At 45.7% G+C, this 24,225-nt stretch carries 21 protein-coding genes; 8 read left to right on the forward strand and 13 right to left on the reverse strand.

Going from position 1 to position 24,225, the window contains the following annotated elements; genetic code table 11:
* The 3 genes from KO501_RS17805 to KO501_RS17815 all read right to left on the reverse strand — a co-directional run.
* Nucleotides 1-679: ABC transporter permease (locus tag KO501_RS17805; protein ID WP_216031037.1), on the reverse strand; the 679-nt coding region annotated here is incomplete at its 3' end.
* Nucleotides 670-1,419: an ATP-binding cassette domain-containing protein gene (locus tag KO501_RS17810; RefSeq protein WP_252728544.1), complete on the reverse strand. Its 750-nt coding sequence runs from the start codon at nt 1,417-1,419 to the stop codon at nt 670-672. The genes KO501_RS17810 and KO501_RS17805, both read right to left, overlap by 10 nt.
* 125 nt (nt 1,420-1,544) lie before the next feature.
* Nucleotides 1,545-1,832: a YebG family protein gene (locus KO501_RS17815; protein ID WP_216031038.1), complete on the reverse strand. Its 288-nt coding sequence runs from the start codon at nt 1,830-1,832 to the stop codon at nt 1,545-1,547.
* A gap of 236 nt (nt 1,833-2,068) precedes the next feature.
* Between KO501_RS17815 and KO501_RS17820 the strand changes: the two genes are divergently transcribed.
* Nucleotides 2,069-4,915 carry a pitrilysin family protein gene (locus tag KO501_RS17820; protein ID WP_216031039.1) on the forward strand — a complete coding sequence of 949 codons (2,847 nt, stop codon included), beginning with the start codon at nt 2,069-2,071 and terminating at the stop codon, nt 4,913-4,915.
* 64 nt (nt 4,916-4,979) lie between these two features.
* On the opposite strand, the gene KO501_RS17825 is transcribed toward KO501_RS17820, so the two are convergent.
* The 4 genes from KO501_RS17825 to KO501_RS17840 form a co-directional block, all read right to left on the reverse strand.
* The gene (locus KO501_RS17825) at nt 4,980-5,627 is read right to left on the reverse strand and encodes a peroxiredoxin-like family protein (RefSeq protein ID WP_216031040.1); all 648 of its coding nucleotides are present in this window, start codon (nt 5,625-5,627) and stop codon (nt 4,980-4,982) included.
* Between the two features lie 151 nt (nt 5,628-5,778).
* The gene (locus KO501_RS17830) at nt 5,779-6,489 is read right to left on the reverse strand and encodes a copper resistance protein B (protein WP_216031041.1); all 711 of its coding nucleotides are present in this window, start codon (nt 6,487-6,489) and stop codon (nt 5,779-5,781) included.
* Complete coding sequence (locus tag KO501_RS17835; RefSeq protein ID WP_216031042.1) at nt 6,482-8,278, reverse strand: copper resistance system multicopper oxidase; 1,797 nt, start codon at nt 8,276-8,278, stop codon at nt 6,482-6,484. Before KO501_RS17835 ends, KO501_RS17830 begins: the two co-directional genes overlap by 8 nt.
* Before the next feature lie 77 nt (nt 8,279-8,355).
* Nucleotides 8,356-8,589, reverse strand: coding sequence for a hypothetical protein (locus tag KO501_RS17840; RefSeq protein WP_216031043.1), 234 nt, complete (start codon nt 8,587-8,589; stop codon nt 8,356-8,358).
* Nucleotides 8,590-8,831: 242 nt separating this feature from the next.
* Between KO501_RS17840 and KO501_RS17845 the strand changes: the two genes are divergently transcribed.
* Nucleotides 8,832-9,335, forward strand: a complete 504-nt coding sequence (locus tag KO501_RS17845; RefSeq protein WP_216031044.1) for an HAD-IA family hydrolase — start codon at nt 8,832-8,834, stop codon at nt 9,333-9,335.
* 248 nt (nt 9,336-9,583) lie between these two features.
* Nucleotides 9,584-13,480 (forward strand): ATP-binding protein, encoded by a 3,897-nt coding sequence (locus KO501_RS17850; protein WP_216031045.1) that lies wholly within the window; start codon nt 9,584-9,586, stop codon nt 13,478-13,480.
* Between the two features lie 51 nt (nt 13,481-13,531).
* Here the strand turns inward: KO501_RS17850 and KO501_RS17855 are convergent, their stop codons facing one another.
* The 5 genes from KO501_RS17855 to KO501_RS17875 form a co-directional block, all read right to left on the reverse strand.
* Nucleotides 13,532-14,542 (reverse strand): cytochrome d ubiquinol oxidase subunit II, encoded by a 1,011-nt coding sequence (locus tag KO501_RS17855; protein ID WP_216031046.1) that lies wholly within the window; start codon nt 14,540-14,542, stop codon nt 13,532-13,534.
* 9 nt (nt 14,543-14,551) lie between these two features.
* Nucleotides 14,552-15,916: a cytochrome ubiquinol oxidase subunit I gene (locus tag KO501_RS17860; RefSeq protein WP_216031047.1), complete on the reverse strand. Its 1,365-nt coding sequence runs from the start codon at nt 15,914-15,916 to the stop codon at nt 14,552-14,554.
* 9 nt (nt 15,917-15,925) lie between these two features.
* Nucleotides 15,926-16,483, reverse strand: a complete 558-nt coding sequence (locus KO501_RS17865) for a GbsR/MarR family transcriptional regulator (protein WP_216031048.1) — start codon at nt 16,481-16,483, stop codon at nt 15,926-15,928.
* 152 nt (nt 16,484-16,635) lie between these two features.
* On the reverse strand, nt 16,636-17,838 hold the full coding sequence (locus tag KO501_RS17870) for a flagellar assembly protein T N-terminal domain-containing protein (RefSeq protein WP_216031049.1): 1,203 nt from the start codon (nt 17,836-17,838) through the stop codon (nt 16,636-16,638).
* Between the two features lie 6 nt (nt 17,839-17,844).
* Nucleotides 17,845-18,627, reverse strand: coding sequence for a flagellar basal body L-ring protein FlgH (locus KO501_RS17875; protein ID WP_252728545.1), 783 nt, complete (start codon nt 18,625-18,627; stop codon nt 17,845-17,847).
* A gap of 152 nt (nt 18,628-18,779) precedes the next feature.
* Here KO501_RS17875 and KO501_RS17880 point away from each other — a divergent pair, with 152 nt between their 5' ends.
* The gene (locus KO501_RS17880; protein ID WP_216031050.1) at nt 18,780-19,598 is read left to right on the forward strand and encodes a hypothetical protein; all 819 of its coding nucleotides are present in this window, start codon (nt 18,780-18,782) and stop codon (nt 19,596-19,598) included.
* Between the two features lie 24 nt (nt 19,599-19,622).
* Here KO501_RS17880 and KO501_RS17885 read toward each other — a convergent pair whose 3' ends face one another.
* Complete coding sequence (locus KO501_RS17885; protein ID WP_216031051.1) at nt 19,623-21,845, reverse strand: GspE/PulE family protein; 2,223 nt, start codon at nt 21,843-21,845, stop codon at nt 19,623-19,625.
* Nucleotides 21,846-22,334: 489 nt separating this feature from the next.
* Between KO501_RS17885 and rpsJ the strand changes: the two genes are divergently transcribed.
* From rpsJ to rplW, 4 genes are read left to right on the forward strand one after another with little or no spacing between them, the layout of a single operon-like run.
* Nucleotides 22,335-22,646 carry a 30S ribosomal protein S10 gene (rpsJ, locus tag KO501_RS17890; protein WP_008845776.1) on the forward strand — a complete coding sequence of 104 codons (312 nt, stop codon included), beginning with the start codon at nt 22,335-22,337 and terminating at the stop codon, nt 22,644-22,646.
* 18 nt (nt 22,647-22,664) lie between these two features.
* Nucleotides 22,665-23,303, forward strand: a complete 639-nt coding sequence (rplC, locus tag KO501_RS17895; RefSeq protein WP_216031052.1) for a 50S ribosomal protein L3 — start codon at nt 22,665-22,667, stop codon at nt 23,301-23,303.
* Between the two features lie 18 nt (nt 23,304-23,321).
* A complete protein-coding gene (gene rplD, locus KO501_RS17900) occupies nt 23,322-23,927 on the forward strand; it encodes a 50S ribosomal protein L4 (RefSeq protein WP_216031053.1) in 606 nt (201 codons plus the stop codon).
* The gene (gene rplW, locus KO501_RS17905) at nt 23,924-24,223 is read left to right on the forward strand and encodes a 50S ribosomal protein L23 (RefSeq protein ID WP_216031054.1); all 300 of its coding nucleotides are present in this window, start codon (nt 23,924-23,926) and stop codon (nt 24,221-24,223) included. Before rplD ends, rplW begins: the two co-directional genes overlap by 4 nt.
* Nucleotides 24,224-24,225 lie beyond the last annotated feature (2 nt).

Genomic DNA, 24,225 nt, shown 5'->3' on the forward strand with positions numbered 1-24,225 from the left:
CAGCGTGATCATGGTCATCGTCGTCATGGTGATGGCCCGCCCCGCCGTGTTGATGGGCTTCAGCTAAACCGTGCATGGTTACATGAATTGCCCTATCCACAGGCGTCCCTGTGGGGGCGAGAATACCGACCACGGTGAAGGGGTGATTATCGTGATGTTGGAAGCTTACCGCTCCTAGTCCGTGTGAAATAATGATTTCATCGCCGACGTGATAACCCAACGCTTCTGCCACATCGAAACCCAACACCGCATCTTTGTCGCTAGCGAAGGCTTGCCCGTGGGCAAAATCCAAACTTTGTTTGTTGCCATACTGAAAATGTTCGAAATATGCGTTGGTAGTACCGACAACACGATAACCTTTATGAGAATCACCAAGAACCAATGGTACAGACCAGGCGACCTGAGGATGGCTGGTAATGGTTTGCACATCTTCCCAATCGATAGGTGAGGTAGATTCGCCGATATGAAACACGGAATACAAGAGTAAATTTAACTGGCCAGTTCTTCCGCCTACGATTAAATCAGTACCAGAAACAGTGCGAGTAAAGCTTTCTTTGACCTGACCTCTTATATGTTCAACGCTAAGCAAAAGGCTAACGCTAATGATGATGGACATCAGCGTTAATAAAACTGCGCTGCGTCTGTGCTTTAGACTTTCAATGGCTAGGGTTAATCGCATTGGATGTCTCCCCGGGATGCATTGATTTGTCGAATATCTTCATGGCGGGAAAAGTATTGGGCCAAGCTGGTATCATGACTCACAAAAATAACCGCGGTATCGCGGGCAATATCCAGTAAAAGTTGCATAAATTGGTCACGGGTTTCGGCATCAAGGGATGAGGTCGGTTCATCGGCTATAAGTAACTGAGGCTGGTTGATTAGGGCCCGAGCGATGGCGATACGTTGACGTTGACCCACACTTAATGCCGCTGCTTTTTTGTTGCAAATTGTCGGTGAAAGCTGAAGATGGGCTAACATGGTGGGAATGCGCTGCCGAGCTTGGGTAATGGCTTCTTTACCGCCACAGAAATAAGCTGCGGCCTCGATGTTTTGCTGTACGGTAAGATATTCAATTAAATTAAATTGCTGAAATACCACCCCGATATGTCTGGCGCGAAAGCCATCTCGCTTACGTGACGATAAAGACGAAAATTGTTGGCCTAGAAGGGCAATGTTACCTTCAGTGGGGGTTAAGGTGCCGGTAAGTAAATTTAGAAGCGTACTTTTACCTGCTCCAGAGGGCCCAGCAATGAAGCACTTCTCTCCTTTTGCCAGTTGCCACGAGGGAATATCGATAACGTTTACATTGTTTTCGTAAGCAAACTTAAGGTGAGAAAGATGCACCGCCGTGTCAGCACACTCTTGAGTGGCTTCCATGAGAGAGCCATTAGTTGATGGGGTAGACGACGATTCAGGCATAGCAATGATAATCTCACACAGAATAACGCTAGGTGTTCGTTAACCTAGACAGGCGATTTATCTAGCATATCCCAATCATCGGATGCTCCTCAACGTTATGTACCGTATGTGGCTGCAAGTTATCTTTAATTATTGGCTTTAAGTTTTACTACGTCAGCGGATTCCGCCTCTAATACATCTGTTGCCGACGCGCCCTTTAATAGTTTCGTAATGGCATCTTTATTTTTTGCCAACATGACAGAGAGTTCTTCAATCACGCCCTCATCCAACTTAATGCCTTTAGCGTCGATATAAGTGGCCAAATTGTCTGCTGCGTCCAGCATTTTATCGTACTGATCGGCTTCCTTTTTATCGGTAGTAACCAATTTTTCAACCCCTTTGTGTGTAACAACGTATTGCACGGTAATAGCCATGTTGTGCCTCCGGTATGTAATTGCAGAAAAATGGTAATGAATGCATCACCAAATTAACTGTATAAATAAACAGTGTTTATTGCAACTGTTTTTCACCTCGTAAGGGGAATTTGCTGAGATTTTGTAACAAAACCATTTATCAACCAAGCATCACACATGACTTAATGTGGCTTATTTCTAGTATGTCGGATAAAGTAAAATTTATATCAGACAACAAAAAAATAGTAAGGCAGAACATGGGAATTCATCGGCTTTCTTTGGGCTTGTTGGCCTGCGCCCTTGTGTTAGTGAGTGGGTGTGACAACAATCAAACCACGGCGCAAAATGAAAATGTGGCGTCGACCACAGCCATCAGCCGCATACAGTACGAAAAATTCCAATTGGAAAATGGGTTAAATGTGGTGTTTCATGTGGATCGCTCTGATCCCGTGGTAGGCGTTACTTTGGCTGCCCATGTTGGCTCTGCCCGAGAAAAGCCGGGGCGTACTGGGTTTGCCCATTTGTTCGAACATCTATTGTTTTTAGAGTCGGAAAATCTCGGTAAAGGGGGGCTGGATGAAATGAGCGCCCGTATCGGCGGTTCTGGGGCGAATGGGTCCACCAGTCGTGATGTCACCAACTACTTACAAACGGTGCCTAACGATGCCCTAGAGAAAATGATTTGGGCCGAAGCCGATAAGCTTGGTTATTTTATTAATACAGTGACAGATCCTGTGTTAGCCAAAGAAAAGGAAGTGGTAAAAAACGAAAAAAGGCAGCGGGTAGATAACCGTCCATACGGTCATAAGTTTGGCGTCATTACCCAAAACTTGTATCCACAAGGCCACCCTTATAGTTGGCAAACCATTGGTTCGTTGGAAGACATTCAAGCTGCATCCCTAGCCGATGTAAAAGGTTTTTATAAAAAATGGTATGTCCCCAATAACGTTACATTGGTCGTTGCCGGTGATTTTGACACTGAGCAAGCCAAGCAATGGGTAGAAAAATATTTCGGTGAGATCCCCCGAGGTGGGCCCATTGAGCCTTTAGCTAAACAACCTGCGGAACTGGCGCAAACCAAGGATCTTTATTACGAAGATAACTTTGCTACCTTGCCCCAATTAACCTTAGTTTGGCCCACCGCCGAGAAATTTGCCGCCGATAGTTACGCCATGGAGATCTTGTCTCGACTACTGGCAGACGGTAAACAAGCGCCTCTTTATAGCGAACTCGTCAATAAACAAAAGCTCACGGCGGATGTGTCGGTATTTGATTACCGTACTGAATTGGCTGGCGAATTAATTGTTACCGTCAATGCCTTTGACGGGGTGGATTTAGATAAGGTAAAAGCGGGGCTGGATACCGCCTTTCAGCGTTTTGAGAAAGACAAATTCAGTGAGGGTGATTTACAACGTATTAAAGCAGGGTTAGAAACAGAATATTACAGTCGCCTAGCCAGTGTATTAGGAAAAAGCGCCAGACTGGCGGACTATAACCTGATTGCGGGGGACCCGGATCTTATCAACAAAGAAATCGACTATTATCGCCAAGTTACGGCGGACGATGTGTGGCGTGTCTACCATCGCTATATTAAGAACAAGCCTTATGTGTCTACCAGTTTTGTACCTAAGGGGCAGTTGGCATTGAGCTTAGAAGGGGCCACGGCAGCGGTGGTTAAAGAAGAAAATATAACCCCTGCTAATGCACAAAATTTTGCCTCACAGGGGAACGGAAATTATCCAAAAACACCCTCTACGTTCGACCGAACGATAGAGCCGCCATACGGAGAGCCGCCTTCGATACCGGTGCCTAAGGTGAGTCAGTCCACATTATCTAACGGCATTAACGTCGCCACCTTTTTTACCGATGAAGTGCCCTTGGTTGAATTTCAATTATCCATGGATGGCGGTGCCCTTTTCGATGAAACTGACAAGGTAGGTACAGCCAATTTAATGGCAGAATTACTAAACCGAGGAACAAAAAATAAAACACCAGCGCAGCTAGAACAAGCAATCAAGCAGTTAGGCGCTGAGATAAACATTTTTGCTAGTAAAGAAGCGCTGACTATTCGAGTAAGCGCCTTATCTCGAAATTTTGATGCCACGGTGGCATTGGCCAGAGAAATGCTTTTGTCACCGCGATGGGCCCCTGAGGAATTTGAATTAGCCAAAAGTGATGTGCTAAGCCAAATAAAGCGCCGCCAAAGTAACCCTGATGCCATTGCTAAAATGAAAATGAGCCAGCTGCTTTATTCGCCGGACAACCCATTATCCCATTCCCTCCTAGGTGATGAACAAAGTGTTCAATCTCTGACTCTGGACGATGTAAAACAATACTACCAACGTTATGTGGCGCCTCAATTTGCTAGTGTCCAAATCGCTGGCGATGTGCCCCACAAGCAAGCTATGAAAGTCTTGTCCTCATTCACTGATAACTGGCCGCGCACCGATGTGGTGTTACCGACATTGCCAGCGGCTAAAATGCCAGCACAGGGAGCCATTTATTTTTACGATGTGCCAGGTGCCAAGCAATCTACAATCAGGGTGGCTCACCCCTCATTGTTAGCCGATGAGCCTGACTATTACCCAGCAACCGTAATGAATTATATTTTAGGGGGCGGTGGTTTTGCCTCTCGCTTAACCCAAGTGTTGCGAGAAGAAAAAGGCTACACCTATGGGGCGACCTCCAGGTTTAGTGCGTCCCAGTATTCATCTGAATTTATTATTGATACCAGTGTACGTACTAATGTTACCTATGAATCATTGGCCCTCATTAAAGAGATCGTGACCCAGTACGCCAATACTTTTTCAAAGGCGGATTTAGCCACCACAAAGAGTTTCTATTTGAAAAGTAATGCCCGTCGATTTGAAACCTTGGGCGCTAAACTATCCGTATTGGAAAATATTGCGGTGTTGGGGTTGCCCAATGATTTCGTGCAACAGCGGGCAAAAGCCATTGCAGAGATGAGCGTTGAAGAAGTTAAGGTTCTAGCGAAAAAATACATTAAACCTCAAAGTCTTATCTATGTTGTGGTGGGAGATGCAGAAACACAATTGCCACGGTTACAAGGGCTAGGTTTAGGCGAGGTTACACGACTTAACTAATACTCACTAAAGCATGAGCCCTGTGCTCATGCTTTAGTTATTCAGTGAGGTATCAATACGCCTGTTATAATCCTTTAAGGGCTGCAATCACATCATCGGGTTCGGCCCGTTTCCGGTAATCCACGTCTACAAAACGCCATACGACTTCTCCTTTGGCATTTAACACAAAGGTTGCAGGAATGGGGAGGACATTACCGTTGCCATTATTAATGGCGGTCAAATCTAATTGCCGATCTTTACGCATGTGCTCTGTTAAAACATCGGGGACAGTCCAGGCAACCCCAAATGCCTGTGCCACCTTGGCGTCCTGATCGGAGAGTACGGGAAAGGCGAGGTCTTGCTTTTCAAGTTGGGTTAGCGACTCATCGGGCTTTTGTGGGCTGATGGCAACCAATTGAGCACCTAGCTGATGAATTTCTTCGAGCTTGCTTTGCAATGCCCGTAGTTCCAAATTGCAGTACGGACACCAACCACCACGATAAAAGGTCACGACAACAGGGCCTTTTTGTAACAAAGCGGCCAATGACACCGATTTGCCGTTGGCATCGGGTAAAGCAAAATCCGGAGTACCTTGGCCAAGGGACAGGGCGTTACCGCCGGTTTCAAAGGCTCTTGCTTCTTCAATTAGTGCGTCAACCGCCGCCATAAAGGTGGGGTTACCACTGCGTGTTTTTTCAATTTGTGCATCGGTTTGACTGCGTAAATCGGACATAACAAAACTCCTCATTTTGATCATTTATTCATTGATAGATTGACGTTAGTTAATGCTAACAAACCTTTCATTGCAAACCATTTCTACTATGGTGTGTCAGTGAAATTCACCGATACATCACTTCACGGTTAATCTTTTGGGCGAAAATAGGTTAAAACCACAGGCGAACACCGGCTACCAGTCCTGTTTCGGTGGTATAGTGGTTGTCTACGCTTTTTTCTCGCTGCCAATACCCGCCTATGTAAGGCGCAATCTCCCGGGTTATTTCATGTCGATACCTTAGGCCAATGCGTAGTTGTTCCAACCCCTTAGGTCGCGCAAACTCAGTGGATTTCGCGACGTTTATTGTTGTTGTGATACGGGGCTGCAGGTAGCTTGATTGTGTTAGTAACACATCGTATTCCACTTCGTTGAGCCATTGCACTTGCCCAGCTTCATTTATCACAACACTACTATCGACCTCAAACCAGTAGGGCGCTAAGCCGTTTAGACTGAGCACCCCATAATGCTCTTTGTTGTGCCCGCTCATTGACTGGCGTACCCCTAATCCGGCCTGTACCGACCAAAAAGGCGAGAGCAAATAGCTGTAACTTAAATCATTGCGCTCAACGTGTGACGAATTGCCATCATTGATGGTGTTTTCTCCCTCGAAACGCCACACCAGACGATGGTAATCACCGCCGTACCAACCCGTGATATCCCAGTTTGCGCTGGTTTCACCGTTTTGCCGTTGGAGTTCCAATCGGTCTATCATCACTTGTCCTACGTAAGTTTCGTGCATAGGCGCAGGCCAAGATGGGTGCTTTGCCTGAGCCGCCGTCACGGTAAGAACGGAGAAGGTTATCCCGATTATCTTAATCATGATTGCCTTCTCCTTGTTGTACGCGAACTACCCGAAACATACCGGCTTTCATGTGATAAAGCAGGTGGCAGTGAAACGCCCATTCACCCTTGGCGTCGGCGGTAATCAACAGTGATAGTTTTTCCGCCGGTTTTAAGCTAATCGTGTGCTTGCGGGGCCGAGGAAATTGCCCATTTTCTAATTCCATCCACATACCATGTAGATGGATGGGGTGGTCCATCATGGTGTCATTCACCAGAATAAGCCTGAGTCGCTCGCCGTATTCAAAATGAATTGGTTCATCTACCTCACTGAATTTCTTACCATCAAATGACCACATATAACGTTGCATATTGCCGGTTAAATGAAGCTCAAGATGACGTTGAGGGGGCCGTTCGTCGGGCCACGGGGTCGCGCCAATTAAATCCTGGTACACCAAGACTCGCCGCTGGCTATTGGCCAGTCCTAGTCCCGGTTCATCCATGCGTGGCCGTGGATTATGGGCAATCATGGCAGCCCCTTGGCCATGCCCCTGTGATTGGTGATGCACGGGGATATCCGCGATAGGCACCGCCAATTTTTGTGGTGTTGAGGGGGCATGAGCGTGATGTGAATGCTCAGATCCCGACATGACAGAGGAAGGTTGGTGTGATGGCGGCATCTCCATGGTGTGCTGGGCCGGCATGGAATGTTGCATACCCATGGCGTTCATGGTGCGCTCGACGAGATGTCGCCTAGCAGGTACGGCAGCAGACAGGCCTAACTGAGGGGTGAGCGTACCGCGAACAAAGCCGCTGCGATCATAACTTTCTGCAAATAAGGTGTAAGCCTTGTTGTGTTTAGGTTGAACAATAACATCATAGGTTTCGGCGGTGGCGATACGTATTTCATCAACAATAACCGGTTTTACCGGTTGTCCGTCGGCAGCGACCACCGTTAATGAAAGACCGGGAATACGAAAATCAAAGTAAGTCATGGCAGAGCCGTTAATTAACCGTAAACGTACCTTTTCATTAGGTTTAAAAAGGGCTTCGAAATTCATTAACGAATCTTTACCGTTCATCAAATAGGTATACACACTAGCGCTGACATCGGCGATATCTCTGGGATCCATGCGCATGGCATTCCACATGCTGCGGGACTGCCAGGTTTGGGCCAACCCGTGGGCTTGAACCTCTGCTAGGGTGTCAAACAGCGTTCGCTTCTGGTAGTTGTAATAACCTTCTGACACTTTCAGGTTGCGGTAAATGTCTTCAGGATCCTCAAAAGTCCAGTCGGATAATAAAATGGTGTGCTCTCTGTCAGCACCAATATCGCCGTCTTTCGGCGTGATCACCATAGGTCCAATATGGCCAGATTGCTCTTGCAGGCCAGAATGGCTGTGATACCAATAAGTACCATTTTGTTTAATATCAAAGGTATAGCGAAAGGTGGCGTTGGGTTTTATCCCTGCAAAAGATAAACCGGGTACACCGTCCATGTTGGCGGGCAGAATAATGCCGTGCCAATGCACAGAGGTATCGACCTTAAGGTGATTTGTCACATCGACAACGGCGGTTTGGCCTTCGGTGAAACGTAGTAGTGGTCCTGGCATTTGGCCATTTAAGGTAATGGTATTGTGTGGCTTACTCGAAAATTGAAAGGTTCGCTCAGCCACATTGAGTGTGACCGGTGCTGACTGGGTTGGGGAGGTGGCTGTATAGCCCTGACCATGGGCCCATCTCGGCGATGCCTGATAGAGGGCGAAAGACGACAACGAAGTAATGGCTCCGCACAAAAATTGTCGGCGCGTAGGTGTTGTAGATGACATAAATAAACGCTCTATAAAAACAACGATATAACCGCCTATTAATGAAGGCAGACGAAATCATAGTAGGAAAAGCGACGTTATGATCTAGGGGGTTTAAACAGTAACCTGCGATGTGCAGATAAAACGTAGAAGGGAGGGAACGGGGTCGTATCATACATGGATACGGCATGGGTAGGGGGCAACTTGGATAACACCACCAGGGTTTGATGACACAAGGTGGCATCGCAATCACATTGGCTTTGGCAGCAATCTTCCTTCATGTGGGTCATATCAGTACCAGGCACATCAGCCATAGCGTGATGTGACATCATGTTCGACCCGTGAACTGGAAACAGCAAGGAGGCTGACGTATTCGTAGAGAATATCGCCATTGCTACTATTAAGCACCACGCTGCAAACCCATTCATGTGACCTGTTCGGTAACCTGTATTTTTTTGACCTAGAAATAGTAGTGTATTCGTCAGTTAGACACAAGTTACTGCTTAACGCTATGCCGTTGTAAGCAAAACCGGTAGGCTTGCAAATAGGTAATCAATGTCAAGGCGGTGAGGAAATGAATCTTACGGGTGTAAAAGGTGTGATATTCGATTTGGATGGTACCTTGGTAGAGTCCACATTAGATTTTGCCAAGATGCGTGCGGCGGTAGGCTGTCCCCCACAAACCGATATCTTGACCTTTATTGAGCGGTTAACCGATCAAGGGCAAAAGCAGGCCGCCCATCAGGTGATCCTTGAGCAAGAATTGGAAGATGCCCGCTCGTCTAGGTGGTTGGAAAACGGCAAACGCATGGTAAACCGTGTGCTAGAGGCGGGATTACCCATGGCAATTGTTACCCGTAATTGCAAACAAGCCACGGCGATAAAAATACAGAATAATGACATCCCCATTTCGTTAGTTTTAACCCGAGAATGTGCGCCGCCTAAGCCTGATCCCACGGCATTGTTGAATATTGCACAGCAATGGAGGCTGCCTCCATCAGACCTGCTTTACGTGGGGGATTTCATTTATGACCAACAAGCGGCCGAAAATGCCGGCATGCAGTGGTTGTTGGTCTAGGGGCTAATCGTTAGGTGTGAGTGAGAAAAACGCAAATAGTGGTGCATTAATATGATGAGTGTCTACATCACCCCAATTCTCAGATATACACTTTTTAGAACTGATTTTTTCTAAAACTATTCCTTTGGAATTATTTTTTATATAGCCTTCATTTCTCTATTCTCTTTTAGTATTTTTATTTAGACTTACTAACTTGTAAGCCAATTAATTGCCTTATTAAATTTATCCTTAAATAGCTTGAAGTAGACATGGAATGTTTATTTAATTTTTTATCAAAGTTGTCTTTTCTGTTGATATTATCGGGCTGTCACGTCGTAGTCAGCATTGCTTCAGCCTATTCTCCTGATTACTCCTATGTCAATCCTCGGGCCAACGTTGGTATTCCCTATTCTATTTGGGTGGATGAAAATGCAATCTGGATTGGCGGTGAAAATGGACTGGTAGAACTAAGAAGCGAAAAAATCATAGATTTTTCCTTAAAAAATGTTAAAGCCAAATCCAATTGGGTCACGGATATTTGTGACTTTAACAAAGATAAAATATTAGTTTCAGTTTTTGGAAATGGACTTTATCTGATTGATAAAAAAAGCTACATGGTTGAGCGTATCGATACTGGCACGATGAAACAACTTGGCTTTTGGAAAATCAGTGTCGGCGAAAAGCACTTCGCGATAAGTTCATTGAATAATATTGCTGTATACGACAATAAAACGCAGAACCTAGTACTCAATTTCGCCGATTCTGACATCCCCATAGCTAACCAAACAATCGATTTGGTTCTAGATGAAAAAAATCAGACTATTTGGTGGCTGGATATTAGGTTGGGTTTGTCTTCTTATTCATTGGCGAATCAATCTTGGTCCCATGTGAATCTGCCAAAGGACGCCGGCACCATTTATACAGCGCTAAAAAAACAGGGAGAACAATTACTTATTGGAACCAATAAAGGCTTGGTGATATACGATACAAAAACGCGAACCCCTAAAATCATCACGGAAAGAGTGAACAGTGATCTCTCCCAACAGCCAACAAGAACCGTATTTGTGGGGGCAGACGGTACAATCTGGGTGGGTGCAGAAACACTCTATGTGGTGGACGAAACGGCCTATCGTTTTGTTGAAAAAAAATATATAAAGAATCATAGACGGGTTTCTGAGTTTTTTATTGTTATGGATGTAGCGCAAGATCAATTTGCAAATATGTATGTGGTCGATACGTTAAACGAGTTTATGGTGTTTTCAAATTTATTAACTTCAACCCAGTTGTATCGACCGAAAAACTTATTAAATGATATTGTTACAAAGACCGAGTTTTCTAATAATTCTGAAATCATAGTTAACAGCTATAATGGCCTAGTGTCGGTGGATTCATCATCAAATTTCAATGGTGTTGAACCTTTTAAGTTGATACGTGGAAGAGACACACATTATTTAATTAATAAAGAAAATCAAATTTGGTCTGTAAATGAAAATAAAATCGTGGATCTTGGGTTTACAGCCTTGCCTCATGATTTTTTCTCTTTAATGGAAGAAGGTTTTTTAGTGGGTGGAAAACTCTTCTTTCTTTCAGGTGATGAATCTAAACGCGAGCTTTATGAAGTTAGCGGAAATAGAACACAAAAGGTCATGGACCATGTGGTGGTTACAGCGGCATTATCAAATTGGGGCAGCCTATTAGTGGCGGTAAATGCGGTGGGCGTATTTGAGATAGATCAGAGTGGAAATATTCGTTCGCTAAACTTGGGTATAGACCACTCCTACGATGTTTTTAGCTCTATTGCCGTTAATGGGGATCTGGTTATTCTTGGCACCTCAGGAAGTGGCTATTTTGTTTTTGACTACAGCCAACAAAAATTAATTCATGAAGACGCCACTGACCAATTTGTAAGAGATGCAATTTCATTAGACAAGTACTGGCTTGTGGCCACTAATCGCGGGCTGTTTGCTGTAGGTAAAGCGAAAGGTGAACGAATAAAGTTAGATACTAGCTTTGGTATTATGGATAGTGATTTCGATTTCGATGGTATTTCCGCTTCTTCCCAGCAGATATTTGTAAAAGGGGACAAGCATCGCTATCTAATCGATAAAGCCACGTTACTGAAGAATCTATCCAACCTTAGCGTTGATACCCATCCTATCCCGTTAAGTTCCCTTGAGTTCTCTGCCATTGATAGTCAAGACAAGGCCGACGCTTTGCGTGTGCTTGAGGGAGCCGCGCCTAAGGTAAAGCTGCCGTCTTTTAACTATATTGCAAGGCACTTACTAACTTATGAATTTATGCTAGATAACGGACCTAATTGGCAACAATTAGAGGCTAATGTTACCACTGTGGTTCTCAACCAACTTACAGGCGGTACACATACCTTACAATTGCGGGTTCACGACCCACGCAGTTACCAACTACAACCCGTTACCCGATTAAACATTAGGGTGTTGCCGCCCTGGTGGCGCAGTTGGCAGGCAATGGTGATTTATGGGGTTCTACTTAGTTTTATCATATTTATAACCTACTGGAGTTACAGAAAACGGATCCGCGAGCAGGGGGCTTATCTTACTAGTTTGGTAAATGAGAAAAACCGTGTGTTAGAAGAGTCGAATGATTCGATTAAACGTATGCTGCAACGCAAGCAAACCGTGTTTTCTAATTTGTCTCATGAACTACGAACCCCTTTGTCTCTTATTCTTGGACCTCTTTCTCAGTTGAAAAAAAGTGTGACATCCGCAAAAGCCCTTGAGCATTTGCAGCTTGCTGAAAGAAACGCTGGACGAATACAGGTGCTACTCGATCAGATGCTGGAGGTTGAACGGTTAGATCATGTTAAGACACTGCCTGTGAATGAATGTGATATCGCCTCTGTGACCCAATGTATTTTGTACGACCTCAGCACCCTTGCCGACATGAAACAACAAACGCTGAATTGGCAATGTACTACCAAAGAAAAAATAAAATTATATGGGGGCTCGTTAGAAAAGATATTAATGAATTTGGTTTCCAATGCAGTGAAATATACCCCCCGGATGGGAGCAATTAATGTGTCGGTTCGCGTGGATAATCTTCAATTAATTATCCAGGTGGATGACAACGGCATTGGTATGACTGAATCAGAGCGCCTGAGAATCTTTGAACGTTATACAAGGTTTAATGAAGGCGAACAGGGCGCCGGGGTTGGCCTTGCCCTAGTTAAAGAGCTAATTACCGCGAACGGTGGCTGGATCAACGTGGTAAGTCAACAAGACAAAGGCACCCGATTTACGGTGACACTGCCCATGCTTCACCATTTTGATAGTGATGATGTTGATACGGTAGAAGAGCCCATAGTAAATGAGTACGAGCTGATAAATGCTGACAATAAGCAAGCCATTATATTAGTGGTTGATGACAATCAGGAGATGAGACATTATTTACACACTGTGTTGTCCATCAATTACACCTGCCTATTAGCCAATAATGGAAAGCATGGGTTACAAATAGTCGAGAAAATTCGTCCTCACCTTATTATTACCGATTACAAAATGCCGGTGATGGACGGCTTAGCGCTGGTGACGAGTATTCGTGATGATGCTGCGCACGCTTATATTCCGATTATTATGCTGTCGGCCCTTGGTGATTCCACCAGCAGGGTAAGAGGGTTGCAGGCTAATATTGATTGCTACCTGACCAAGCCATTTAATGAAGAAGCCCTGTTATTAACGGTTACCAATTTACTGCACAGGGAAGCCACCCATCGCTCTGAGTCTAATGCAGCAGAAGAGCCGGCAAATGATTGGCCTTTACCCACGTTTGAATCTGAACGAGAGCAGCAATTCTATTTTAAGCTGATGACGTTTATGGAACAGGTTTACGGACAAGAAAATAGCTCTCGTTCGGATGTGGCACAACACATGGCGATGAGCGAGCGCCACCTACAGCGTAAGATTAAAGCCATGTTTGGCAAAAACTTTACGGATTTACTGCGGGAATTTCGTATGCGTAAAGCCAAAGATATGCTTGAACAGGGCAGGCAAATTACTCAGGTTGTATACGATGTAGGCTTTACTTCACCGTCCTATTTTAGCCGTAGTTTTAAAGAGGTGTATGATGTGACGCCCTCAGAATATCAAAAGCATAACTACAAGGTGAAAAACGAAGGCTCAAACCACCAATAACCGGAGTTAATCGGTGTCACCTTGTAAACATCACAAGATGACACCCATGGATCAGTAATAGGTGAGTTTTTCTGATTTACCTGAGAAGATCCGATATACCATGGCGGTGTAAGCCAAAATACAAGGCACCACAATAACGGCACCAACCAGTAAAAAGCGCAAAGAATTGGCATCACTAACGGCATCCAAAATCGTGAGCTTCCCTGGTACCACATACGGATAGTAACTGACGCCAAAGGCAAAGAAGCATAAGATGAAGACCAATAAGGCAATGGCGAAAGGTAGCCATTCACCTTTGCCGTTGGCTTCGGGGAGTTTGGTTAACACCACGGAACATAAGGTAAGCAAGCCAAAGCAAGCTACCGGTATGGCCATCAGTACGAAACCTGCTGGGCTTTCAAGCCACAACGTGCGCACACTGTCATGTAACGTCAGATTAAGAAAGCTCACAGCAATGATGCCACCGGCTAATACCATTAGGCAGCGTTTTGCCCAGTAAAGGGCTTTTTGCTGTAACTCGCCTTCGGTTTTTAGGATGAGCCAGCAAGCACCAATAAATGCATAAGCGGCGGTGACGCCAAACGCGGCTAATAGTGCAAAGCCTTGAGCGAAGAGATCGGTACGTAGCCCTGTTACCCAGATACCTAACATATAGCCTTGAGAAAGTGTGGTCAGTAATGAACCATACTTAAAACAGGTATCCCATTTTTTCTTTTTCACTTGGGGCACTTTAGCGCGAAAATCGAATGAGACCCCCCGTAAAATAAGCCCAAGTAGCATAAAGGTAGCAGGCAAATACAAGGCCTGCAAAATCTCGCTATGGGCCTGGGGAAAGGCAATGAGCAATAAGCCAACAGCCAACACCAGCCAGGTTTCGTTGGCGTCCCAATAGGGGCCGATAGACGCGATCATATCGTCTTTAAAGCCTTCATTTCGTGGTGGAAACAACACGCCCACACCAAGATCGTAGCCGTCTAAAACAGCATACAAGAGCACCGCTAACCCCAGTAAGCCAATATATATGTTGGCGAGAGTTTCGATGGATAAGGAATCAAATGGCATAGTAACCTCCTAGTGTACACCGATAGTGGTGAGCCGATTGGCTTTGGCTTTCTGGCGTTCTTCATGGGTAATTTCTTCTATTCCCACCGACTTGCGACACATCAGTGTGAGCGTGCTCATATAAGCGATGAGCAATACCACATACATGACAGCATATAAGGTGAAAGATAGCGCCACATTGGCAGGAGGTAATCCGGTTACCGCATCTTGGGTTCTTAATACACCGCTGACCAAATAGGGCTGTCGGCCCACCTCGGTGACATACCATCCTGATAAGGTGGCAATCCAACCACTAAAACTCATACCAATGAAAAGGCGATTCAGCCACACTGGCATGGCGTTTTGACGGAACAGGTAGTAGGCGCCACACCAAGCGGCAAAGAGCATCAGCATTCCCATGCCTACCATGATTCTAAACGAGAAGAAAACAGGGGCGACGGGAGGGTGTTCGCCCTCAAATTCGTTCAACCCTTTAAGTTCACCTTCTGGATCATGGGTGAGAATAAGGCTGGCACCGCGAGGGATACTAATTTCAAAGTGATTTTCCTTATTGTTTTCATCGGGTATGGCAAACAGTAATAAGGGGGCGCCTTTTTCTGTGTGCCAGATACCTTCCATCGCAGCAATTTTTTGTGGCTGATGTTCTAAGGTGTTTAAGCCGTGCATATCGCCGGCCATGATTTGCAATGGGATCAGCACCGCGGCGGTATAGGTGGCGGTTTTCAAAGCGATCTTAGGCGCTATTTTTTCATCGCCTCGGTAGAGTCGATAAGCAGAAAGCCCGGCGATAAGAAAACTGGCGGTGAGTCCCGATGCTAGCAACATATGGGTCAGGCGATAAGGAAATGATGGGTTGAAGATGATGGCAGACCAGTCTTTGGCGTAAATAACACCATCAACCACTTCATGGCCTTGTGGCGTTTGCATCCAACTATTGAGGGCCAATATCCAGAATGCCGACAAGGTGGTGCCCGCTGCCACCACAAAGGAGGCCAGAGTATGTAACCAGTTAGGCACACGCTTGGTACCGAACAACATAATGCCTAAAAAGGTGGCTTCAAGAAAAAAGGCGGTAAGTACTTCATAGCCCAATAAGGGTCCAGCCACATTACCGGCTTTTTCCATAAAGCCGGGCCAGTTGGTGCCAAACTGAAAGGACATGGTGACACCGCTCACTACACCCAGAGCGAAGGTTAAAGCAAACACGCGAACCCAGAAGCGGTAAATTCGCATCCATACGGGGTTTGATGAGAAGTTAGAGCGCAATTTGAAATAAAACAGGTACCATCCCAGCGCGATGGTAATGGTGGGAAATAAAATGTGAAAACTGATATTTAATGCAAACTGAAGTCGTGATAACAAAAATGCGTCCACGGTAGCCTCCTATTTTTCCTGAGCTTTGCCCGGAAGAAGTTTGTCTTTAAGTTCAAGAATACGACCAACACCTGCACCTAGTTTCATTAAGGTGTCGAGTTTTTCTGGACCAAGGTTTTGCAGCTCTTGAGACCAAGCGGTAACAGATTCGAGTAGATCATGGATTTCATGAAGTCTTTCTTGCACCTGTTCGTCTTGCTTGTTGCCTGGCGTGTCGAGGATTAAATCCCGTAGTAAGGTTAAGGTAGGATCAATCTCTCGCTTTCTTCGTTCTTCAAACACGCGATTTGCTAAAACCCAGATTGAACCGGCTGGGACAAAAAACTCTTTTCTTTCGCCGGGAATATGATGGTGTTTGATGACCTGCCACGACTGCAATTCTTTTAAACCCATACTGGTGTTGCCCCGAGAAATACTTAAAGCGTCGGCTATTTCCTGAGCCGCGAGGGGTTCGTCGTTTAATACTATGAGGGCAAATATTTGTCCCACGGTACGATTGAAGCCCCAGCGGCTGCCCATTTCTCCAAAGTGCATAACCGCTGAGGTAACGAGGGGTGACATATTCATCTTATTGCCTTACTGAAGTTTCAGAAATTACTGAAAGTTTATGCCGAAGCTTGATCCAAATCAATCTCTTGTTGCAAATAAACGGCGAGCAATGGGTAAGGCGTGGGCGAAATAAGCCCACTATCAATAGGTTATGAATTATTAAATTTTACTTAAGGTGTCTGTTGAGACAGGGAGTTAGCTAAGGGGGTATCGGCTGGGGTGACAAGGTCGTAGAGCTCAGCGAGGGCGATGTCAGCGGGGCGGTCACTGGTAAGCACGGAGGCGCCAGCGTTAACCTCGGAAACGGTAAAACGCACGTTTTCTACCGGGCGCTGAACGGAGATCCCGGTATACGGGGTGCGTTTTAAGGAGCGTTTTTTAAGGAGGGAAAAACTATCACCCATACTGACCCCTTGATCGCTGCCCATGGCGACCACAATACCGTCAGGTAATTTATCCACGATTTGCGTGATGGAGGCTTTACAAGCAATGGCGCTACTAATGTCAGACACTGCGGCATTCACTGTATTGAGAGACACTCGGCCGTATTCACTGCGCCAGAACAAACTGTTATGGGTATCCACCGCAGAAGCCTCGGCGTATGACCAATTTGCCTCACTGTGATAACTGTCTTGAAGAAGCAAGGCATTCCTAAAAGCATCGATAACGTAAACATCTAAGGTGAAATTACGCTTAAGTGCAGCGTCGTCGTCGTCCTCAATATTGATTTGCTCAAATAGGCTAATGTCTCTAACAAACCCAAATACGATAAATTGCCGGCCGGAGGTTTGTGCTAAGTAAGCGGCTTTTTCATACATCATTTGTGGTTGCAATGCATTAAAACTGGCGGTATCTGCGAAGGCTTTATCCATTAACTGCACGCTCAGAGATGTCTCTTGGCGCATGAGTTGTTGTTCTATACGTTTGCTGATTTGCTGGCCAAAGTCGTAAATATCACCATAGGCGGCCTGACGTGGTTTAAGTAACTGAAATCGTGTAACTAATACCGTACGGCTATACTTATCACTTTCGCATGAAAAAATAGGGGTGATGTTAACCCGTACCACCACGGTGAGTTTCTCGTCTTCTACCGTTTCGCTGAGTATTTCCACGCGTTGAATACGGCCTGTAGAGTGTATTTCGGCTTTACTACTTACCAGCAGACCGTTCAGTACCACATCTTCTGCGGTAATCAGACTGCCGGCTTTAAAAGAGGCGTCAGCAATGGCATTTTTTATCGCCATTAAACGAACATCGTCAAGGGGCGCATCTTTAACGGCCAGCGTGGACTCCCCTTGTACCCATTCGGCCGAGGCTGCCAGAGGCAGCGAGCAAGTGATAAAGAGTAAAAAGACACGCAGCACAGGGGTCATACAAGGTTATCCAAATATCGAAAATAATTTACTCAGTAAGCTACGCTTCTGATTGTCCTGTAATGGCCCTTTTCCACTGTATTCAATGAGCGCATTGCCTATTTTTTCTGAACTGACGGTGTTGTTTTCATTAATATCCTTGGTACGCACCTCGCCAGAAAAGCGAATGTACTCTTTACCTTGGTTCATGGTGATCCATTTTTCACCGGCGATCACCAAGTTTTTGTTTGGCAAAACCTCCACCACGTAAACGGTTATCTTACCTTCCAGTTCATTTGACTGGCTGGCATTGGACGAACTGTTAAATTCACCGTCTTGTTCGTGATCCACATTTAAGTCATCGTCTGAAATATGAATAGGGCCAGCGTTTACCGTTAACGGTTCGATGGTGAAACTGGCGCTTTTGTCTTCACTATAATCGAGGGATTTAGACGAGGTGGTTTCTTCGTTCAGTTCCACCAGGATCATATCACCCACTTTAAAGTTGTGGTGCAATTCGTACAGTCCCGTTGCGTTGTCAGGATCGAACAGTGAGCCGGTAGGAACACGAACCACCGATACCGGTTCGCTGCGAGGAGGGCGGTACGACGGATCGCCTTTATAGACTTCTTCACTGCGAGTTTCTACCGCTCGCTGCTGAACATTGGGGTTGGTAGCGCTTTCTGCGACCACGGTTTCTTCCTCTGATGGCGTTTGCGCACAGCCTGCCAATTGTAAAGAAAGAATCATAAGTAAATTATGGCATCTTATTTTCATAGGTGAATCTGTAAACTGTGCAGTTACGTGCATGTAAGTCTCTCTTGACAATCATGGAGTTTAAACACCAATCCCCGGTAAACGAAGCTAGATACTAACTGAGAAATTCGCCTTGTCATGTGCGTAAGCGAGTGATTTGCGAAACATTTACAAAACTGACAAATGCCCGCAGGGTAGGGGTTTTTATGCGCATAATTGATTCATTTTCCGAATATTTTGGTTTAAACGATGTTGACACTAGTGAACAGAATGAAACCACTGAAATAGCCACAGAAGAGGCGTCGCCGGCGTCAGATTTTTCTAATTTACTGTCTATGTTTACGGCAGGACAAAGCAGTGCTAGCACTGACAGTGAGGCGGGAATATCCCAAATGCAATCCCAGCTAATGAGTTCCCTTGGGGTGGCTGGACTGGGTGTGGATACCCTTACCGATCTGGTGTCAGATGATAATTTAGCGTCTATGCAGTCTACCTTTCTTACCATGCTGCAAGCGGATCTTTTCTCGTCGGCTAGCGATTCGGCTAGTGATACGGTAAGCAGTGCGCAAAGCACAGATGTAGCGTCAGTGGTTGAAGATGGCGCCTCCACTTGGGATGCGTTTATGAACTTTGGTTTTGGCGATGATGGCGTGGACTTATCAGACGGTTTCGATGCAGTGAATTTGTTAAACCACATACCCATTGTGTCTGATGTGTATCAATCTGTTTCTTCTACCGATATTAGCGCTGTATCAGACTTGGCGGGTAGCTTTCTTTATGGCGGGCCCGCGGGGCTAGCTTACTCTGCGGTTAACCTAACGGTAGAAGGGATCACCGGTGACTCCATTGTCGGTAATCTGTGGAGCATGGGTGACGAATGGTTATTTGAAAAAGGCGTAGTATCTGAAAGTCAAAGCTTAGCAGAAACGGTGGCGGGTAAGTCGGGTGAAGCTGTCGCATCAAATGCCTACTCCTTTGCCAGGCGGCAATTTGACGTAGATGAAAGCGCAGTAAGCGGCAATTAGTTACCGCTCATTGCAATGGGTTAGCTATTCAGCGCCACTGATAATTTGCACTTGCGCCAAATCGGTATCGCCTTTTAAGACTTTATAAATGGCATCTTGTACTAATGTGCGCATTCCGTCCGCCATGGCTTGGGATTTCATTTTAGAGACACTGCTTTCTTTGTATATTAATCCTCGTAATTCAGGTGTCATGCCTAGTAATTCATGCACCCCAGTTCGTCCCCGATAACCTGTCCCTCCACATTCATCGCAACCGACGGGGCGATGCAGCTTTAATTGTTCGGGAAGATTTAATTCGTGCAGATGTTCTTCGCCATATTGGCGTTTTATAAATGCCACGTCATTGTCCGAGGCCACATACTCTTCTTTACAGTTTTTGCATAAAGTACGAATCAATCGCTGGGCAAGGATACCCACACACGCATCGGAAAAGTTAACTGGGTCTAACCCTAAATCAAGCAAACGGGTGATGGTTTCCGGCGCGGAGTTAGTGTGCAGTGTTGATAATACCAAGTGTCCGGTTAATGACGCTTCGATACCAGCGTGGGCGGTTTCTTTATCCCGCATCTCACCAATCAGAATGATATCTGGGTCGGCACGTAAGAAAGCCCGCAGGGCATTGGCAAAGGTAAAGCCAATTTTGGGACTCACCTGAACCTGCTGTAGCCCCGCTTGAGTGATCTCCACGGGGTCTTCTGCTGTCCATATTTTCTTGTCGGGGGTATTGAGGTAGCCAAGAATCGCATGCAGTGTGGTGGTTTTACCTGAACCTGTAGGTCCTACCACCAGTAATATGCCATGGGGCTTTTTAATCATGCTTTCTAAACGGCGCATATTTGACGGTGCCAAGTTCATCTTATCAATGGGCATGGCGCCCCCTGAGGCAAGAATACGCATCACCACGCCTTCACCGGCCACCGTTGGGATGGTTGCCACCCGTACCTCCACCAATTGGCCGTTCATGCGGAAGGCCAATTTTCCGTCTTGAGGTACCCGTTTTTCAGCAATGTTTAAGTTAGACAAAATCTTAATACGGGCTATCACGGCACTGTGATGGGATTGAGGAATTTGGCTCATGTCTCGACAAACCCCGTCTACACGCATCCTTACCCGCGTCGGGCCGTTTTTTTCCGGATCAACGTGGATATCTGATGCATTAAGTCGCTTAGCATCGTGCAGCACCCGGCTCACCAAGCGCACCACCGCTGGGGCGTCGTCAGACATTTCATCGACGTGTTCATCCCCTTCTTCATCGCCAGCACTGATTTCATCGAGGATTTCGCTCATTTCCCCTGGCGAGCCCCGACCACTGCTTTCACCGAGGTATTGCAATATTTGTGTAGGTAAAGCAACGGCAATTTCGTAACTGTCTATGCCCATGGCGCTTTCAATTTCCATTAAAAGGGCCGCATTGTTAGGCTCCGCCATGAGTACGATAGGACGGTCGTGCGCATCAGCAATTACCGCAACTAAATTGCGTTTAAGGTAAGAGGGGTTTAGCCGACTTTCATTTTGATATAAATGATATTTTTCTGGTAGAAAGCCGATGTAAGGTACTTGGTAATGTACCGATAAGGTATTGCCGATATCCCCTTCTCGAATACTGTGTTCAGACATGAGGCGCTGAATAATGGTACGTTGATCATTGCTGTTTTGAATAATGTCGGTAAGCGCCGCGGGCTCGATTTGCTTTCGATGAAGCAGTAAATCGAAGGGGTCATTGGTGCCGCCAAGCTCAAAGCGAAACTTATTACCTAAAATTTCTGCCAGCTCTTCGGCAACTTTAAGGTCATTATCGTTGAACGGCCCTGCGGTTTTATTGATTACCTGCATGACGCCCAGCAGCACTCCGGCATTTAGTACCGGTATACAAAGAATATTGTTGGTTCTAAAGTTACTGCTTTTATCAAATTTATCGGCAAAGCGTAACCGAGGATGAATTTGCGATAATTCATCTTTATCGTAAGGGTTACTAATAAGAATCGGGCGCTGGGCTAGTGCCACATAGCCTGCTATGGACAAGGGTGAAATAGGCACTTTTATTTCTTGGGTCGCTTTGCCGGTTTTAAAGCGGGCGACCAGATCCTGATGCTGGCGGCGTCGTTGAAATATACTCATTCGTTGAGCACTAAAAAGCTCAAGAATGATAGGCTCAATGTCACTGAAGGCATCTAATAACGAAGAATGCTTTGTTAGCAAAGTATTGATTTTATCAAATGCGAGTTGCTGAATACTGTTTCCGAGCATAGTTTCTTATTCTGTCTTTGACGTGTTTTATTAGGCGTAGATTCTGGCGCGGTTAAACCGGCGGCGTCAGAAAATACACTGGCCAATGCTTCTTGAGTTCAACAATATACCTTTATGTATGTTGCAGCAACTTGACCTTTGTCGGGTTTACAGCCTTTACATAAAAATATAATTATTCAAGTAGAACAAAAATAAACCAATACAAATGCAAATAGCACTTGCGCAGTGGCAGTAAAGCTGTATAATTCGCGCCCACTTGCCCGATACTTCTTGTATTTGGGGCATGGTTTCGGCCGCAGCTACACTGCTTTTAGGGTAGATGCCGAAGTTACGAAAAACGAAGTTAAACACGTAGACGTAGCGGGCGGGTCAGAAACAAAGAACAAGATTCCAATTGGGAATCACTGGTTTATACGCACATCTTTTCATCCCAAGATAATAAGGGAGTGAGAAGATGATTTTTTTGTTCTTTCGATTGGAGCTTAATCGATGCCAAATCAAAGAATTCGTATTCGTCTGAAAGCGTTTGATCACAAGTTGATCGATCAATCAACGGCTGAAATCGTTGAAACAGCGAAACGTACTGGTGCTCAGGTCAGCGGTCCAATTCCACTGCCTACTCGCAAAGAACGCTATACAGTTCTGGTTTCTCCGCACGTCAACAAAGACGCGCGTGACCAATACGAAATCCGTACTCACAAGCGTTTGGTAGACATCATCGAGCCAACTGATAAAACAGTTGATGCGTTGATGCGTTTGGACTTGGCTGCCGGTGTTGATGTTCAAATCAGCCTGGGCTAACAAGAGAGGGTAATAACAATGGCGATTGGTCTTGTCGGTCGTAAAGTGGGTATGACTCGCATCTTCACTGAAGATGGTACGTCTATCCCTGTGACTGTTATCGAAGCGACCCCAAACCGTGTTACTCAGTTACGCACTGAAGAAACTGACGGTTATCGCGCTCTTCAGGTTACTGCTGGAACTAAGAAAGCGAACCGCGTCAACAAAGCTCAAGCAGGTCATTTTGCTAAAGCGGGTGTTGAAGCAGGTCGTTCTCTGGTGGAATTCCGCCTGGAAGACAACGAAGGTGCTGATATTGAAGTAGGCAGTGAAATCACTGTTGAAATCTTCAACGACACCAAAAGAATTGATGTAACTGGTACATCTAAAGGTAAAGGCTTTGCCGGTGCTATCAAACGTTGGAACTTTAGTTCACAGCGTATGACTCACGGTAACTCTTTGTCACACCGCGCACCTGGTTCGATTGGTCAGAACCAATCTCCAGGTAAAGTTTTCAAAGGTAAAAAAATGGCTGGTCAGCTTGGTAACAAGCAAGTGACTACCCAATCTTTGGAAGTAGTACGTGTTGACGTAGAAAATAACCTTATCTTGGTTAAAGGTGCCGTACCTGGCGCAACTGGCAATGACGTTATCGTCAAGCCAGCTGTTAAAGCGTAACGTCTGGGGAGTGAACTGATGGAATTAACATTGAAAGATGCGCAAAGCGCTCTTGAAGTATCCGAAGCGACCTTTGGACGTGATTTCAACGAAGCCCTGGTACACCAGGTAGTCGTTGCTTACGGTGCCGGTGCTCGTCAAGGTACTAAAGCGCAGAAAACGCGTTCTGAAGTACGTGGTGGTGGTAAGAAGCCATGGCGTCAAAAAGGTACTGGTCGTGCCCGTGCTGGTACAATCCGCAGCCCAATTTGGGTTGGTGGTGGCCGTGCATTTGCAGCCAAGCCTCGTGACTTTGAGCAAAAAGTTAACAAGAAAATGTACCGCGGTGCAATCAAAAGCATCCTGTCTGAACTGATTCGTCAAGACCGTTTGGTCGTGGTAGAAAAGTTCGCAGTTGATGCGCCTAAAACTAAGGCACTGATTGCTAAGCTGAACGATCTGGAACTGAACGACGTTCTTATCGTAACGCCTGAAGTAGATGAGAACTTGTTCTTAGCTGCACGCAACCTGTACAAAGTAGATGTACGTGATGTTGCTGGTGTTGACCCAGTTAGCCTGATCGCTTTTGAAAAAGTGCTGATTACTGCTGATGCAGTTAAACAGCTTGAGGAGGCGTTAGCATGAACGAAGAACGTCTACTGAAGGTGCTTAAAGCACCTCACGTTTCAGAAAAGTCTACTATGGCCGCTGAAGCGAGCAACACGGTTGTATTCAAAGTAACAAAAGACGCGAACAAAGCTGAAATCAAAGCGGCAGTTGAAAAACTGTTTGAAGTTGAAGTAGCAGGTGTTCGTACTGTGAACGTTAAGGGTAAAACCAAGCGTCACGGCATGTCTTTCGGCAAGCGTAGCGACTGGAAAAAAGCGTATGTATCGCTTAAAGAAGGTCAGGACATCGACTTTGTCGGTGGCGCTGAATAAGA

This window comes from Alteromonas sp. C1M14 (assembly GCF_018860965.1).
Lineage (GTDB): Bacteria > Pseudomonadota > Gammaproteobacteria > Enterobacterales > Alteromonadaceae > Alteromonas.

Bases quoted from the DNA above. Each gene is read 5' to 3' on its own strand.
- rplD (WP_216031053.1), top strand. From the start codon at position 23,322: ATGGAATTAACATTGAAAGATGCGCAAAGCGCTCTTGAAGTATCCGAA.
- rpsJ (WP_008845776.1), top strand. From the start codon at position 22,335: ATGCCAAATCAAAGAATTCGTATTCGTCTGAAAGCGTTTGATCACAAG.
- KO501_RS17870 (WP_216031049.1), bottom strand. From the start codon at position 17,838: ATGACCCCTGTGCTGCGTGTCTTTTTACTCTTTATCACTTGCTCGCTG.
- KO501_RS17810 (WP_252728544.1), bottom strand. From the start codon at position 1,419: ATGCCTGAATCGTCGTCTACCCCATCAACTAATGGCTCTCTCATGGAA.
- KO501_RS17865 (WP_216031048.1), bottom strand. From the start codon at position 16,483: ATGAATATGTCACCCCTCGTTACCTCAGCGGTTATGCACTTTGGAGAA.
- KO501_RS17850 (WP_216031045.1), top strand. From the start codon at position 9,584: ATGGAATGTTTATTTAATTTTTTATCAAAGTTGTCTTTTCTGTTGATA.
- KO501_RS17815 (WP_216031038.1), bottom strand. From the start codon at position 1,832: ATGGCTATTACCGTGCAATACGTTGTTACACACAAAGGGGTTGAAAAA.
- KO501_RS17820 (WP_216031039.1), top strand. From the start codon at position 2,069: ATGGGAATTCATCGGCTTTCTTTGGGCTTGTTGGCCTGCGCCCTTGTG.
- KO501_RS17830 (WP_216031041.1), bottom strand. From the start codon at position 6,489: ATGATTAAGATAATCGGGATAACCTTCTCCGTTCTTACCGTGACGGCG.
- KO501_RS17835 (WP_216031042.1), bottom strand. From the start codon at position 8,278: ATGTCATCTACAACACCTACGCGCCGACAATTTTTGTGCGGAGCCATT.
- KO501_RS17880 (WP_216031050.1), top strand. From the start codon at position 18,780: ATGCGCATAATTGATTCATTTTCCGAATATTTTGGTTTAAACGATGTT.
- KO501_RS17840 (WP_216031043.1), bottom strand. From the start codon at position 8,589: ATGATGTCACATCACGCTATGGCTGATGTGCCTGGTACTGATATGACC.
- KO501_RS17825 (WP_216031040.1), bottom strand. From the start codon at position 5,627: ATGTCCGATTTACGCAGTCAAACCGATGCACAAATTGAAAAAACACGC.
- KO501_RS17855 (WP_216031046.1), bottom strand. From the start codon at position 14,542: ATGCCATTTGATTCCTTATCCATCGAAACTCTCGCCAACATATATATT.
- rplW (WP_216031054.1), top strand. From the start codon at position 23,924: ATGAACGAAGAACGTCTACTGAAGGTGCTTAAAGCACCTCACGTTTCA.
- KO501_RS17845 (WP_216031044.1), top strand. From the start codon at position 8,832: ATGAATCTTACGGGTGTAAAAGGTGTGATATTCGATTTGGATGGTACC.
- KO501_RS17885 (WP_216031051.1), bottom strand. From the start codon at position 21,845: ATGCTCGGAAACAGTATTCAGCAACTCGCATTTGATAAAATCAATACT.
- KO501_RS17875 (WP_252728545.1), bottom strand. From the start codon at position 18,627: ATGCACGTAACTGCACAGTTTACAGATTCACCTATGAAAATAAGATGC.
- rplC (WP_216031052.1), top strand. From the start codon at position 22,665: ATGGCGATTGGTCTTGTCGGTCGTAAAGTGGGTATGACTCGCATCTTC.